This window comes from Serratia marcescens (assembly GCF_006715005.1).
Classification (GTDB): Bacteria; Pseudomonadota; Gammaproteobacteria; order Enterobacterales; family Enterobacteriaceae; genus Serratia; species Serratia montpellierensis.
Genome location: NZ_VFMJ01000001.1, coordinates 1,827,941 through 1,841,490 on the forward strand (window position 1 = coordinate 1,827,941; position 13,550 = coordinate 1,841,490).

General features: G+C 61.1%; 12 protein-coding genes. 7 read left to right on the top strand and 5 right to left on the bottom strand.

Features of this window, described 5'->3' with window-relative positions; all coding sequences use genetic code 11:
• Nucleotides 1-26: 26 nt before the first annotated feature.
• Both FHU12_RS08725 and FHU12_RS08730 read left to right on the top strand, forming a co-directional pair.
• Nucleotides 27-1,325, top strand: coding sequence for a c-type cytochrome (locus FHU12_RS08725; protein ID WP_141968746.1), 1,299 nt, complete (start codon nt 27-29; stop codon nt 1,323-1,325).
• A 69-nt stretch (nt 1,326-1,394) separates the two neighbouring features.
• Nucleotides 1,395-2,000: a nitroreductase family protein gene (locus tag FHU12_RS08730; RefSeq protein WP_141968748.1), complete on the top strand. Its 606-nt coding sequence runs from the start codon at nt 1,395-1,397 to the stop codon at nt 1,998-2,000.
• A 209-nt stretch (nt 2,001-2,209) separates the two neighbouring features.
• Here FHU12_RS08730 and FHU12_RS08735 read toward each other — a convergent pair whose 3' ends face one another.
• Nucleotides 2,210-2,782: a hypothetical protein gene (locus FHU12_RS08735; protein ID WP_185742290.1), complete on the bottom strand. Its 573-nt coding sequence runs from the start codon at nt 2,780-2,782 to the stop codon at nt 2,210-2,212.
• A gap of 136 nt (nt 2,783-2,918) precedes the next feature.
• Nucleotides 2,919-3,827 (bottom strand): DMT family transporter, encoded by a 909-nt coding sequence (locus tag FHU12_RS08740; RefSeq protein WP_141968750.1) that lies wholly within the window; start codon nt 3,825-3,827, stop codon nt 2,919-2,921.
• A 129-nt stretch (nt 3,828-3,956) separates the two neighbouring features.
• Here FHU12_RS08740 and FHU12_RS08745 point away from each other — a divergent pair, with 129 nt between their 5' ends.
• The gene (locus tag FHU12_RS08745; RefSeq protein ID WP_230489850.1) at nt 3,957-4,526 is read left to right on the top strand and encodes a helix-turn-helix domain-containing protein; all 570 of its coding nucleotides are present in this window, start codon (nt 3,957-3,959) and stop codon (nt 4,524-4,526) included.
• Nucleotides 4,527-4,649: 123 nt separating this feature from the next.
• The gene (locus FHU12_RS08750; RefSeq protein ID WP_141968752.1) at nt 4,650-6,575 is read left to right on the top strand and encodes a DUF3857 domain-containing protein; all 1,926 of its coding nucleotides are present in this window, start codon (nt 4,650-4,652) and stop codon (nt 6,573-6,575) included.
• Between the two features lie 38 nt (nt 6,576-6,613).
• On the opposite strand, the gene FHU12_RS08755 is transcribed toward FHU12_RS08750, so the two are convergent.
• The 3 genes from FHU12_RS08755 to FHU12_RS08765 all read right to left on the bottom strand — a co-directional run bounded on the left by FHU12_RS08755 (nt 6,614) and on the right by FHU12_RS08765 (nt 9,756).
• Entirely contained in the window at nt 6,614-6,970 is a 357-nt protein-coding gene (locus FHU12_RS08755) for a DUF1937 family protein (protein ID WP_141968754.1), read from the bottom strand.
• A 100-nt stretch (nt 6,971-7,070) separates the two neighbouring features.
• Nucleotides 7,071-8,303: an ethanolamine utilization protein EutH gene (gene eutH / locus FHU12_RS08760; RefSeq protein WP_141968756.1), complete on the bottom strand. Its 1,233-nt coding sequence runs from the start codon at nt 8,301-8,303 to the stop codon at nt 7,071-7,073.
• A complete protein-coding gene (locus FHU12_RS08765; RefSeq protein ID WP_141968758.1) occupies nt 8,296-9,756 on the bottom strand; it encodes an FGGY-family carbohydrate kinase in 1,461 nt (486 codons plus the stop codon). Before FHU12_RS08765 ends, eutH begins: the two co-directional genes overlap by 8 nt.
• 257 nt (nt 9,757-10,013) lie before the next feature.
• Between FHU12_RS08765 and FHU12_RS08770 the strand changes: the two genes are divergently transcribed.
• The 3 genes from FHU12_RS08770 to FHU12_RS08780 all read left to right on the top strand — a co-directional run bounded on the left by FHU12_RS08770 (nt 10,014) and on the right by FHU12_RS08780 (nt 13,514).
• Nucleotides 10,014-11,417 carry an NAD(P)/FAD-dependent oxidoreductase gene (locus FHU12_RS08770; protein ID WP_141968760.1) on the top strand — a complete coding sequence of 468 codons (1,404 nt, stop codon included), beginning with the start codon at nt 10,014-10,016 and terminating at the stop codon, nt 11,415-11,417.
• The gene (locus tag FHU12_RS08775; protein WP_141968762.1) at nt 11,407-12,630 is read left to right on the top strand and encodes an NAD(P)/FAD-dependent oxidoreductase; all 1,224 of its coding nucleotides are present in this window, start codon (nt 11,407-11,409) and stop codon (nt 12,628-12,630) included. The genes FHU12_RS08770 and FHU12_RS08775 overlap by 11 nt, the downstream gene beginning before the upstream one ends.
• Nucleotides 12,631-12,743: 113 nt before the next feature.
• On the top strand, nt 12,744-13,514 hold the full coding sequence (locus FHU12_RS08780) for a DeoR/GlpR family DNA-binding transcription regulator (protein ID WP_060447144.1): 771 nt from the start codon (nt 12,744-12,746) through the stop codon (nt 13,512-13,514).
• The last annotated feature ends 36 nt before the right edge of the window (nt 13,515-13,550 follow it).

Genomic DNA, 13,550 nt, shown 5'->3' on the forward strand with positions numbered 1-13,550 from the left:
CCCCGTAACGAACAAGGACAGCAAAGATGAGTAAGATGAAAAAAATCGTCGGGTGGGGTGGCTTCACAGTGCTCGCCGTTGTGGTGGCCGGCGTTGTCGCCAGTTGGCAGCCGGAAATCGCGCCGCTCGCCGCCGATGCGACCCACAGTTTCAGCGAGGCGCAGATCGCGCGCGGCAAAACGCTGGCCGATCTCGGCGACTGCGCCGTGTGCCACACCCGTGCGGGCGGCGAGCGCAACACCGGCGGGCTGGCGATGGAGATCCCCTTCGGCACCATTTACACCACCAACATCACGCCGGACGTGGAAACCGGCATCGGCAGCTGGAGTTACGCGGCGTTCGAACGCGCCATGCGCCACGGCGTCGACCGCCAGGGCCGTTATCTCTACCCGGCGTTTCCCTACACCGCCTTTACCCGCACTCGCGACGACGATCTGCAGGCGTTGTACGCCTACCTGATGTCGCAGCCGGCGGTCAAGTACCGGCCGCCGGCCACCGATCTGCACTTTCCGTTCAATATTCGCCAGGGCATCTTTGCCTGGAATCTGCTGTTCCTGACGCCGGGCGCGATGCAGGACGAGGCGGCCCAGAGCGCCGACTGGAACCGCGGCGCGTACCTGGTCGAAGGGCTGGGCCACTGCAGCGCCTGCCATTCGCCGCGCAACGTGCTGTTCGGCGAGAAAACCGGTGACGAGCACCTGGCCGGCGGCGTGGCGGAAGGCTGGACGGCGCCCGCGTTGACCGGCCGCTCGCCCGCGCCGCTCAATTGGACGCAGCAGGATCTGACTGATTTCATGCGTACCGGCTACTCGGCCAACCACGGCGTGGCCGCCGGCCCGATGGCGCCGGTGATCGAAGAAGGGTTGTCACGCTTGCCGCAGGCCGATCTGCAGGCGATCGCCGTCTATCTGCGCAGCTATCATCCTGAAACGGCGGCGGGCGCGACGGCGGCCACGTTAAACGCTCAGGCGGAACGGCAGGTGGAGCCTCTGAGTTCGGAAGGGGCGCGGCTGTTTTCCGGCGCCTGCATGGCTTGCCATGCGCAGGAAAAAGGCGCGCAGATGGCGGGGGTGCGGCCGTCTCTGGCGCTGAACACCAACCTGTTCGCCGACGCGCCGGACAATGCCATTCGCGTGGTGCTGGATGGCATACAGCGGCCGGCTAACGCCGAGCTGGGCTATATGCCGGGCTTTCGTCATAACCTGAATGACGCGCAGATTGCCATCCTGCTCAACTACCTGCGGCAGCACTACGCCGGTCAGGCGCCGTGGCCTGATTTGACGGCGCAGATCGGCCGTTTGCGCGCCGAAACCGCGCAGAAATAGCCGCCGGGGGCTGGACAGCCGCGCCGCGTTGACGACAATAGAACTTTTCACATGGACAGAGGCAGTAAAATGAATACGTTAGACGCGATCCGCCAACGCCGCGCCACCAAACAGTTCGATACGCAGCACGTGATGACGCTAGAAGAAAAAAAAGCGCTGTTGAACATTGCGCTGCAGGGCGCACCCAGCGCGTTTAACCTGCAGCACTGGCGCCCGCTGCTGATCGAAGATCGCGCCCAGCGCGAGAAAATTCGCGAGGCGGCGTGGGGGCAGGCGCAGGTGACCGACGCGTCGATGCTGGTCGTGCTGTGCGGCGATCTGTCGAGCTGGGAGTCACAGGTAAAAAACGTCTGGGCCGAGGCGGCCGAGCCGGTACAGCAGTTCATGATCCCGGCCGTCGATCAGTATTATCGCGGTAAGCCGCAGGTGCAGCGCGACGAAGTGATGCGCAGCAGCGGCATCTTCGCTCAGACGCTGATGCTGGCGGCCAAGGCGCAGGGCTACGACTCTTGCCCGATGGACGGGTTTGATTTCGACGCCGTGGGCGAGATCATCAACAAACCGGCGCATTATCAGATCGCGCTGATGGTCGCCATTGGCAAGGCGGCGGGGCAGCCTTATCCGCGCATCGGCAAACTGCCGTTCGACGATGTGGTGAAAACCGACCGTTTCTGATCTGAGCGGTGAATGACAAAAGGGAAGGCTTGCGCCTTCCCTTATTTTTTTGTGACGCACAGTTCGTTCCAGTAGCTGAAACGGATGCGTCGTTGCAGGCGGTGATGCCACATAGAACACTCCTTCTACCCTACACGGTTTAAATAAATAACACCGCGCCGGGCGCAAGGCGAATGTCTTATTGTGCATAGCTTGCTCGCCGAGTGGGATTAGCGATATTTGTTGACGTTGGCGACGGCGGAATCTAATGACGTTACCTTATATTTCCAATAGGTTATTTTATTGGCCTGCGCTGCGCCCACCGCACCGAAATAGGCTTGCCACGCCGTGCCACTGGTCAACAAATCGCTAAACATCTGCCCGAGATCGGTCACGCTCCACAGGGTACGGTAGCCTTTCACCGCAGAAGGCGCCGGCGGCGTATGCTGAACATATCCGCCAACCGAGTACCGGTTCTCGTAGGCCATAAATACGGTGTAGACTCGTCCGTGCGGCGCCGTATGTTGGTACCAGGGGATCACCACAAAATGGTGTACGGGAGGGCCAATCATGAAATGCCAAACGGCGGTTTCCGAGTTCGCCCCAGAGAACCCCAGCGCAGTATTGATATTTTTTTGCATATCACGGTTATTTTCGATCGCGGTTCCGGCTCCGCTATCGTCTTGCGTTTTGCCATAAACGGCCCGGCTCATTTGGGCGGGAACGCCAGGACAATTATTTATTGCCATCAGGAAAGGATTACTGACGATGGCATTGATTAATGTCTCACCGGTATTGCTCATATTGATATTTCTCCACACGCAAGGTAAATAATCTAATTATTTCCATGCTTAATAATTAGAATGGATTAAATAGAATGAGTGGCAGCATCAATAATAAGGTTAGACAAAAAAGACGTTGGCATTCGTTTATGCCCACTTATTTTTCTGTCTCACGGCGGCAGGTTCGGCTGCTGCTGAGGTTGAATGGACGTTTATAAAACATCATGCCCGCCGCGGCACCCAGGATTGCCAGCGTGCCCAGCAATTGCAGCAGGCTGAGGCGGTGGCCGAACACCGCCCAGTCCACCACGATCGCCACCGCCGGGTAGATGAACGACAGGGCGCCGACCAGGGCCGTGGGGATCTTCTGAATGGCGCCATATAACAACGTGGACATCAAACCGGTATGCACCAGGCCGAGGGTCGCCAGCAGCAGCCAGTCGAGGGGGGCCGCAGGCGGCGTGGCCAGGCCGGCGAACGGCGCCAGCGCCAACGTGCCAACGGTCAGCTGAATCAACACGATGAGCTGCGGCGGCAACGCGGCCAGCCGTTTGACGATCGCCGCCGCAATGGCGTACATCAGGGCCGCACCGAGCGCCAATACCACGCCGAGCAGGTAGTCATCGCCGCTGCCGCCGCTTTGCCGGCCGGCGACGATCAACACCATCCCCGCGAATGCCAGCAGAAGCCAGCCCAGCCGATCAGCCGTCAGTTTTTCGCCGAACAGCAGCGCCCCCAGCACCACCAATATGAACGGCTGAACGTGGTAGGTCACGGTGGCGACAGCGATCGAGGCATGCTTATAGGCGGCAAACAGCAGCGTCCAGTTGAGCACCAGCGCGATGCCCCCCAGAATGGCGAAAGCCAGCTGGCGGCGGTTGATCGCGCCTTGTTTCAACTGACCGAGTGCGGCGCAGGTCGCCAGCATGGCCAGCGCGCCGAACGCGCAGCGCCAAAACACCACCGTCGCAGGCGGCTGCCCTAAAACGAGTACCGGCCACCCCACGGTGCCGGAGATGGTCATGGCGAGGATCATTTGCACTGCGCCGCGCGTTGTCGTTTTCATGTCGTTTCCCTCGCTGCCTGACCGTACTTGTGGTGAAGCGGCTTAATCATTAAAATGAACAATCGAACATTATGATGAACGCGCACACAGCCGTTCGTCAAGCCGAACAAATGAATGGTATAGCGAACGATGAGCGATAACCGAATGCAGAACATCACGCCGATCGGCCTGCTGTCGGCGGCGATCCGCCGCGAGCGGGAGCGGTTGAACCTGTCGGTGACCGAGCTGGCGAAGCGCGCGGGCATCGCCAAGTCCACGCTGTCGCAGCTCGAAGCCGGCAGCGGCAATCCCAGCCTGGAAACGCTGTGGGCGTTGGCGATGGCGTTGGACGTGCCGGTCAGCCGGCTGATTTCACAGCCGAGCAGGCAGGTGCAAGTGATCCGCGCCCATGAAGGAACGCCGGCGCTGTCGGAGCAGGGCAACTACGCCGCCACGCTGTTGGCCACCTGCCCGCCGGGCGCGCAGCGCGACATTTACCGGCTGCGGGTGCAGCCCGGCGAAGTCAAACTTTCCCGGCCGCATCCCCCCGGCACCGTCGAGCATGTGATCATCAGCAGCGGGCGAGCGCGCCTCGGGCCGGCGGATCAGCCGCTGGAGCTGAGCGCCGGCGATTACATCAGCTACTCCGCCGATCGCGAGCATGTTTTCGAAGCGCTGGAGCCGGAGACCACCGCCGTGATGCTGATAGAACAGGGTTAACCCGGGCGTTGAAGGTCCGTTTATTGAAAATGATTCTCAATTATATTAGTGTGCCCGCCTGTTTTGACGCCGGGACGGGCGCGTAGCCCGGCGTCGCCGTTTATTGCCCTTCAAGGACCGAAGATGAAAATCGCTATTCCTTCCCTGCTGTTATTCGCCGGTTTGACGGCAACGCACCCGGCCACCGTGTTGGCCGCTACACCGCCCGTCGCGGCGGATCAGGGCCAGAACGACACGGCCAACAACGATTTCAGCTTCGTGCGCTATCGCGCGGATTACCGCGTCAACGCCAACGCCACCAACGTGAAGACGGAAAGCTACGAAGTGCTGCTGAAAACCAAGGCGGCGGTCGAAAAATTCAGCCAGATCCGCCTGAGCTACAGCGAAAAAATGGAAACGCTGGAGGTGGTCGCCGCCTACACGCTGACCGCCGACGGCCAGCGCCACGACGTGGCGCCCGATCGCATCTATACCCAGGAGAGTTACTCCAGCGCCACGGCCCCGCTGTATGCCGACCGCAAAGTGCGCGTCATCGTGTTCTCCAACCTGGCGCCGGGCTCGCGGGTGGTGTATGAGCTGCGCCGCACGCAAAACACGCCGTATTTCCCCGACTATTTCGGCCTGTGGGAGACGTTCAGCGTTTTCGATCAGTTCGACGACGCCGAAGTGACCCTGCAGGCACCGGCCAAGCTGCCGATGCATATCTTCACGCGTGGCATGGAAGGCGGGGACAAGCCGCAGATCCGCAACGGCCAAGCGCACTGGCGCTGGCATTATTCGCGCAGCGCGCCGATGAAATCACAAAACTGGGCAGCGGACAGCTGGACCTTCAGCCCGACCATCATGGCGAGCACCTATCGCGAGTGGCCGCAGTTGGCCAAGGCCTATCAGCTGAAGGCCGGTGCGGCGGCGAAGGTGACGCCGGGCATCCAGGCACTGGCAGACAACATCACCGCCGGTATCAGCGATCGGCGCGAGCAGGCAGAGGCCCTCTACCGCTGGGTGGCGCAAAACATTCGCTACGTGGCGGTGTACCTGGGCAACGGTGGGCTGGAGCCGAATTCGGCGCAGAGCATTCTCGACAACCACTACGGCGACTGTAAGGACCACGTGGTGATCCTGGAGGCGCTGCTCGCTGCCAAGGGTATTGAAAGCTCACCGGTGCTGATCGGTATGGATGAAGGTCCGTTACTGCCTAAAGTGCCGCTGCTCAGCCGCTTTAATCACGCCATCACCTATGTGCCGGAGTTCAAACTGTACCTGGACTCCACCAATCCCTGGGCGCGGTTCGGGCAACTGCCGCAAGGCGATCTGGGGGCGCCGGTGCTGCTGACGCGCGACGCCAAGCTGGCGCGCACGCCGGGCAGCGATGAGCAGCCGGTCAAGAGCGCGCTGAGCGTCGATTTCGTGTTTGACAAAGCGGGCAATCTGCACGGGCAAACCGAGCGTCGGCTGAGCGAAGTGGAAGAAATTGACCTGCGGGGCTATTTCTCGCAGATCAACCGGCAGAACCGGGCGCAGGCCGAAGCGTCGATCATGTCCGCCTCCGGTATCGACGGCAGCGGCGAAGTGGCGATGAACAGCGATCCGCTGGATCTCAAAAAACAGTTCGGTTACCGCTTCCGCTTCAAGGCGGACGACTACGTCGATTTCGGCGTGGTGGGCGGCATGACGCTGCCTAATCCGCCCGGTGGCAAATCGTTCCGCACGCTGTATACCACCACGGCGGCACCGGACAACGAAACGCCGTTCTACTGCAGCGCGCAGCGCTACGACGAAACCTACCGTCTGCAGCTGCCGGCCAACGTGCCGATCATCGCCATTCCGCAAGACAGGCAGTTCCGCAATGCGGCGGGCGACTATCGCGTAGCATGGCGGCGCGACGGGCAGCAGGTGATCGTCAATCACCGCCTGCAGGTGAACGCCATTCGCGGCAAGGAGGCGCTGTGCCAGGCACAGGATTACCCGGCGTTCCGCGAGCTGTTCCAGCAGGTGCGGCGCGGTTTCCGCGGCCAGGTGGTGTACGGCGAATTGGCCAACGGCAAATAAGCCGCTGCCCCGTCGCGCTTAGCGGCGGGGCGCACGCCTCAGTTGAATTCGCCCGCGACCTCGGACCACAGGCTGACGCGGCAGCCGCGTGCGGCGAAAAAGTCCATCTCGCGCTTGATGCCGCCGCTCTCTTGCCAACCCGGCAAATCGAGCACGATCAACTCATCCATCGCCGCCATGAACAGGGCGTCGATCGGTGCCCACAGCTTGCCGATGGCGGTTTTGTCGAGCTCTTGCAAACACAGGTTGATCGGATGCGACATGCTGACCTGGCTAAAAACGGCGCTGCCGGCGCGTACGATAGCGGCGGCGACGTCGTTGCACGCGATAAAGCGTTGCTGCACGACGTTGGCGTCGGCGTGGCTGTAGGGGCAGGCTAAAAATATTTTTCTCATTACCGTTTGTTCTCTCAATAATTGATGGCCGGGGCGAAAAAAGGGCGCAGCTTCCCCGTGAGGCGGCGCCCCGTTTATTTTTTATGGCTTAGGGATAAATTCAGCGAGCGGCGGCGGCGATGGCCGTCGACTGCCTTTGCGTCTGTTCTTTTTCCAGCAATTCGGCTTCCGGCACCGAGATCTTGATGGCGATCAGGACAGCAATCATGCCACCGAGGAATTTACCCATCATGATCGGCAGCACCAGCGAAGGTTGGAAGTTGGCGGTAAACGCCAGGTGATCGCCCAACGTGGCCTGCGCACAAATGCCGAAGGCGACGCACAGCACCTTATCGCGCGCCCGCATGCCTTTGAACAGGTGATAGACGGCGATGATATTGGCCAATACCATAATAAAACCCAGCGCGCCGGTATCCGACAGGCCGAGTTTTCTGCCGATGAAATGCATCGGCTTGCGGCAATAGCGCTGGAACAAATAACAAATGGGGAATGTGCCCGCCAACATAATGCCGATGTAACCGGCGATCTCGATAGCGCGGAATAATTCGTCTTTGTCGGCGAATAACGGATCGAATACCCAGCCGCCGAACACCTTTTTAAACACGCCGGTGAAATGCTCGATGATGCACAGCGCCAACACCAGCTTGATAAAGGCATCCGCCGCCTTGCCGAAGATCAGGAATCCTTTCACCATCGCCGCCGGCCGCAGCTTCAGCCCCAACGCCAACAGGAAGCACAGGGCAAACAGCGGGGACAGCAGCCGCAGCGCCTGCAGCAAGTCCAACTGCAGATAGTGCGCGGCAGGTGACGTGGTGGAGATAATCTCCCTGACCGGCAGGTTGTTGAAGGTGATGGTCACCAGGGCGATCAGCACGGCAAACGGAATGCTGATCAGGCCCGCCATGGCGCCCAGCGCCAGATATTTATGGTCGTCGCGGTTCAGCATGATAAGCCCGACCGGGATCAGGTACACGATGCTGGCGCCGGAGGTGTAGCCCACCAACATGGCGACGATCCACATGTCGCGGTTGGCGGCGATGGCGTCAGCCAACTGATAGCCACCCATGTCCACGGCGATCACCGCTAGCGCCGCGATCGAGGCGTCGGAGCCGAGCGCCGAGAAGAAGGGGCCGATGCTGTACATGATCAGGTAAGAGATGATTGGGATCGCCGCCATGATGCCCGCCTGGGCGAGAAACACCGGGCCGATGGCGTGAATGCCGTTGACGAACTCACGTCCCAGCTCGCCCTCCGGTTTGACGATCGACGCCAACGCCCCGATCAGAGTGCCGGCCATGATGATATAGATGATGAAATTACCGAACTCAGCCATGGTGTTCCTCCTGCGATGAACGTAAGCCGCGCGAGCGCGCGATGATTTCCTGATAGCGGGCAAACCAGACCGCCATATCGACCTCGGCGGGCTCCGTCACTTCATAGCGGTTGAGCACCTTGAGCGGCTGTTCCACGCCCAGCCCTTTACGCGCCAACAGCGCCACGCCCTGAGCGGTGATCTCTTTATTGGCGGGCGTAACGATGCGCTTTTGGATCAGGTTGGCGAGGAACTGCGTGAAATAGCGGTTGGCGGACAGACCACCGTCCACCGAAATGCTGTCGCCGATCGGTTTCAACTTATCCATGGCGTTGATCACCTCGGCGGAACGCATGGCGATGCCTTCGAGTATCGACTGCAGCAGATCCTTGCGTTCGGTTTCCAGCGACAGGCCGGCCCACATCCCGGCGGCGGAGCGATCCCAGTACGGGCAGGCCAGCCCGGAGAGCGCCGGTACAAAGGCCAGGCCGCGCGCGATAGCCGGCTGGGCCGGGAAATCGCCGAATTCATCGAAATCGTTGAATAGGCCTATCTTTCTCGCCCAGTTAATGGCGGAGGCCGCGTTATAAACGCCGCCGTCCAGACCATACACCGGCTCGCTGCCGGGCAGCTTCCAGCACAGCGTGGGCAACAGGCCGGACTCGCCGGCATCGATCGGACGCGGCCCGGTGATCGCCTGTAAAAAAGCGCCGGTACCGAAGGTGATCTTCATCTGCCCCGGTTGATGGCAGCCGTGGCCGTAGGTGCCGGCAAACTGATCGACGATGCAGCCCGTCAGCGGCACCGGTTTGCCGTTGAGTGCGACGTCGCCGAAGTGGCCGATGTTGTCTCTGACCTCGGGCAGGCTGTCGATCGGCACGCCGAACAATCGGCACAGCTCCTCGTCCCACTGCAGGGTATGAATGTTGAATAACGAGGTGCGCGAGGCCGAGTTATAGTCGGTGAGATGCCGGCCGCACAGGTGGAACAGGAAGAAGGCATCCATGGTGCCGAGCCGCAGGCGGCCGCGTTGCGCCAGCTGCCTGGCCCCCGGCGCGTTGTTCATCAGCCAGCCCATCTTGCTCGCGGAGAAGTAGGTATCGAGCGGCAGGCCGGTTTTCGCCATCACCAGCGGTTCGACGCCTTCGCGTTTCAGGCGCTGGATCTCCGGTTCGGTGCGCTGATCTTGCCAAACGATGGCGTTGTACAGCGGCAGGCCGCTGTCGGCGTCCCAGGCCAGCAGGCTTTCGCCCTGATGCCCTAAACCGATGGCGTCCACCATGTCGCACTGGCTGAGACAGCGGCGGATATTCGCCAGAATCTCCAGGGCATCGTGTTCCACCCAGCCCGGATTGGGGGTGATCTGCTTGTGCGGCATGCTGGCCGGCGAATGGTGCCTGCCGTCTTCGCCGAACACCACGACCCGGGTGCCGGTGGTTCCCTGATCAATCGCGGCGTAACGTTGATTCATCATTGCTTCGCTCTCTTATAGGTTTTGTTTTTTATTGTGCCTGGTGTTGGTTGTGTGACTGTTTTAATAATCTATCTTCAATTTCACACATTAAAGCAACATAAATCACAAGATAAAATAACCCCGCGTGATCGACCTCATACTTTTTGCTTATCACCGCGCTCTGCGGCTTTTTTTTGGGAGTTGTGTTGTTTTTATCATTTCAAATGCGGTTATTGTGTGGTTTTATTGTGGTTATCACATCAAAACGGGACATCAGCATGATGGAAGAACAAACGGATTGGGACATTGTCGTGATTGGCGGCGGTGTGGTCGGGTGTGCGGTATTCCGCCAATTCTGCCTGATGGGCGCCCGAACGCTGCTGTTGGAAAAGGGAGGCGATATCCTGTCCGGCGCCAGCAAAGCCAACAGCGCACTGCTGCATACCGGCTTCGATGCGCCCAGCGGCAGCCTGGAACTGCATTGCATGCAAGCCGGATACCGGGAATTTATCGCCATCCGCGAACGAATGAATCTGCCGCTATTGCCCACCGGCGCGCTGGTCGTGGCCTGGGACGAGCACCAGTTGGCGGCGCTGCCCGTGATCGTGCAGCAGGCGCACGACAACGGCGTGCTGGACGTGGCACAGATCGACGCCGCCGAGCTGTATCGCCGTGAGCCACAGCTGGCGCCCGGCGCGTTGGCGGCGGTAGAGGTGCCGGGAGAGAGCGTGATCGATCCCTGGAGCACGCCGCTGGCGTACCTGACGCAGGGCGTCAAACACGGCGGCGACTATCGCTTCAATACCGAGGTGACCGGCGCCGAACGCTTGCCGAGCGGCTGGCGGCTAACCAGCAACCGGGGCGAGTTTCACGGCAAAATCGTCATCAACTGCGCCGGCAATCAGGGCGACCGGGTAGAAAGTTTCTGCCATCAGCCCGAGTTTGAAATCCGCCCGCGCAAAGGGCAGTTCCTGGTGTTCGACAAGGCCGCCGCCGGGCAGGTCAACGCCATCATCTTGCCGGTACCGACGGCCATCACCAAAGGGGTACTGCTGTCGAAAACTATCTTCGGCAATCTGTTGCTGGGGCCGACCGCCGAAGAACAGCAGGATCGCGAGACGGCGACGGTGGACGAAACCAAAATGCGCGAGCTTATCGAACAGGGCACCCGGCTGCTGCCCACGCTGGCGAATTACAGCGTGACCGCCAGCTATGCCGGATTGCGCCCGGCGACAGAGCAGAAACACTACCGCATTCAGCCCTATCCCGAGCGGCAGTGGATCTGCGTGGCGGGCATTCGCTCCACCGGCCTGACGGCGGCGCTCGGCATCGCGCAATACGTGGGGCAGCTTTACCGCGACCATTTTACGCCGTGCTTCACGGCGACGGCGCCGCAAACCGTGCATTGGCCGCAGATGCCGATGCTCGCCGACTACGCGCTGCGCGATTACGCGCGCCCGGATAACGGCGGCATCGTTTGCCATTGCGAGCTGGTGACCCAGCGGGAAATCGAGGCGGCGTTCGATTCCGCCGTGCCGCCGGAGTGCATCGGCGGGTTGCGGCGGCGCACGCGCGTGATGATGGGGCGCTGCAACGGTTTTTATTGCAGTAGCCGGGTGGCGGAAATGGTAGGCGATCGTTTTGGCCAGACGCTGGCCGTAGGGAGCATTGATGAAAACTGAGTATCAGGTGGCGATTGTCGGCGCCGGGCCGGCCGGGATCGCGGTGGCGACCGCGCTGCGGCAGGCGGGCATCGAGGATGTGGTGATCCTGGAACGGGAGCAGCAAGCGGGCGGCGTGCCGAGACACTGTCGGCACCCCACCTTCGGGCTGCAAACGTTTTACCGGCCGATGCTCGGCTCCACCTATGTCGACAAGATACTGGCGCGCGCCGGGCAGGTAGAAATCCGCACCGGCGTGACGGTGCTCGCCATCAAGCCGGGCGGCGAGCTGAGCATCACGGATCGCCGCGGCGTCAGCACCTTGAAAGCGCAGCGGGTGATCCTGGCGACCGGCGTGCGTGAGACGCCGCGCCATCCCCGCCTGGTGAGCGGCCTGCGGCCGCAGGGCGTACTCACCGCCGGTGCGCTGCAGCAGTTCGTCTATCTGCGCGGGCTGCAACCTGGTAAGGCGCCGGTGGTGGTTGGCACCGAGCTGGTCAGTTTCTCCGCGCTATGGACGCTGCGTAACGCCGGCGTGCGCGCCGTCGCCATGATTGAAAGCGGCGGCAGGCCCGTCGCCTGGCGGCTGAGCGCGCTCTATGCGCGTCTGATGGGGGTGCCGATTCATTATTATTCGCGGGTGACCGATATTGCCGGCCGCGATCGGGTTGAGTCCATCGAGGTGGAAAACCGTCAGGGAGAGAAACAGCGCATCGCCTGCGACAGCCTGATCTTCACCGGCCGCTTCACCGGGGAATATACGCTGATCCGCCAGAGCCACCTGGCGCAACGGCCGGAGAGTGGCTGCCCGTTGACAGACCAGTTCGGCCGCTGTTCCGACGCCGCCTATTTCGCCGTCGGCAACATGCTGCATCCGGCGGACATGGGCGACCAGTGCTATCAGGAAGGGCTGCGCGTTGGCGAGGCCGTTGCCCGTTCGCTGCAGCGCACGCTGCCGCCGGCGCGGCAAATCCTCCCGGTGCGGCATGACGAACGGATCCGCCTGACCGCGCCTGCCAACGTGGCGCTGTCAGGCAAAGCCACCACCGTCACGATCAATATGCGGGTGGCGCGGGCGGTGTCCGGCTCGGTGGTGGTGCGTCTGGGCGAGGAAGTGCTGTATCGCAAAACGCACCGCTGCCTGCCGGAACGGCGGATCCTGCTGCGCAACATCGCCTTGCCGCCCGACGGTGAGCGTGACGCACTGCACATCAGCATCGAAACCGCCGGGTGAACGATGGCAACGGCTTGCGTCTAACGCCCTGAAACCCGTAGTATTCCGTCAGTTGACGCCGCGAGTCTCGGCGCAAGCAGTCACCCTTACTTAAGGCAGCGAGTGTAATGTGAATGGATATCTCTAATTCCGTGGAGAGGCGCAATGAAATTCTGGCGCTGATCCAGGCCAACGGCCGGGTTTACGTGAATGAGCTGGCGGATAAATTCCAGGTTTCGCAGGAAACCATTCGGCGCGATTTGAACAAGCTGGAAGATTATCGGCTGATCAAGAAGATCCACGGCGGGGCAGTCAGCAGCCAGTTTAAATTCGAGCATGAATTCAACGAGCGGGCCAAAATCGCCGAGGCCGAGAAGCGCGCCATCGCAGAGAAAGCGGTGACGCTGATCCAGCCGGGCGATACGGTGTTCGTGGATTTCGGCTCTACCACGCTGGAGTTTGCCAGGCAGTTGGCAACGGTCGATCAGTTAACGGTCATCACCAACTCGCCGTTGATTGCCAACGTCTGTTTGGAGAATGATTCCATTGACGTGGTGCTGATCGGCGGGCAGTTCATCGACTCCAAAATGGCGTGCCTGGGTGCAATCGCGTTGAATAACATCGAGGCGTTTTTCGCCGATTACGCCATTATCGGTGCCGGCGCGGTCAACGTGCAGACCGGCGTAATGGATCAGAACGTCAATGAAGCGGCCATCGCGCGCAAAATGATGGCGCAGAGCCGCAAGTGCATCGTGCTGGCGGACGAAAACAAGCTGCGCGGGCATGCGATGACCCTGGTGGCCAAATGGCCCGAGGTCGATTATCTGGTGACCTCCGACAGCGGTAACGCGTTGGAGGGGCTGGTTTTCCCGGCCAACGTCAATGTGTTGGTCGCACAGGTATAAAGGGGTATGAGAAGCCTTTCTCCGGGCCGATCAACC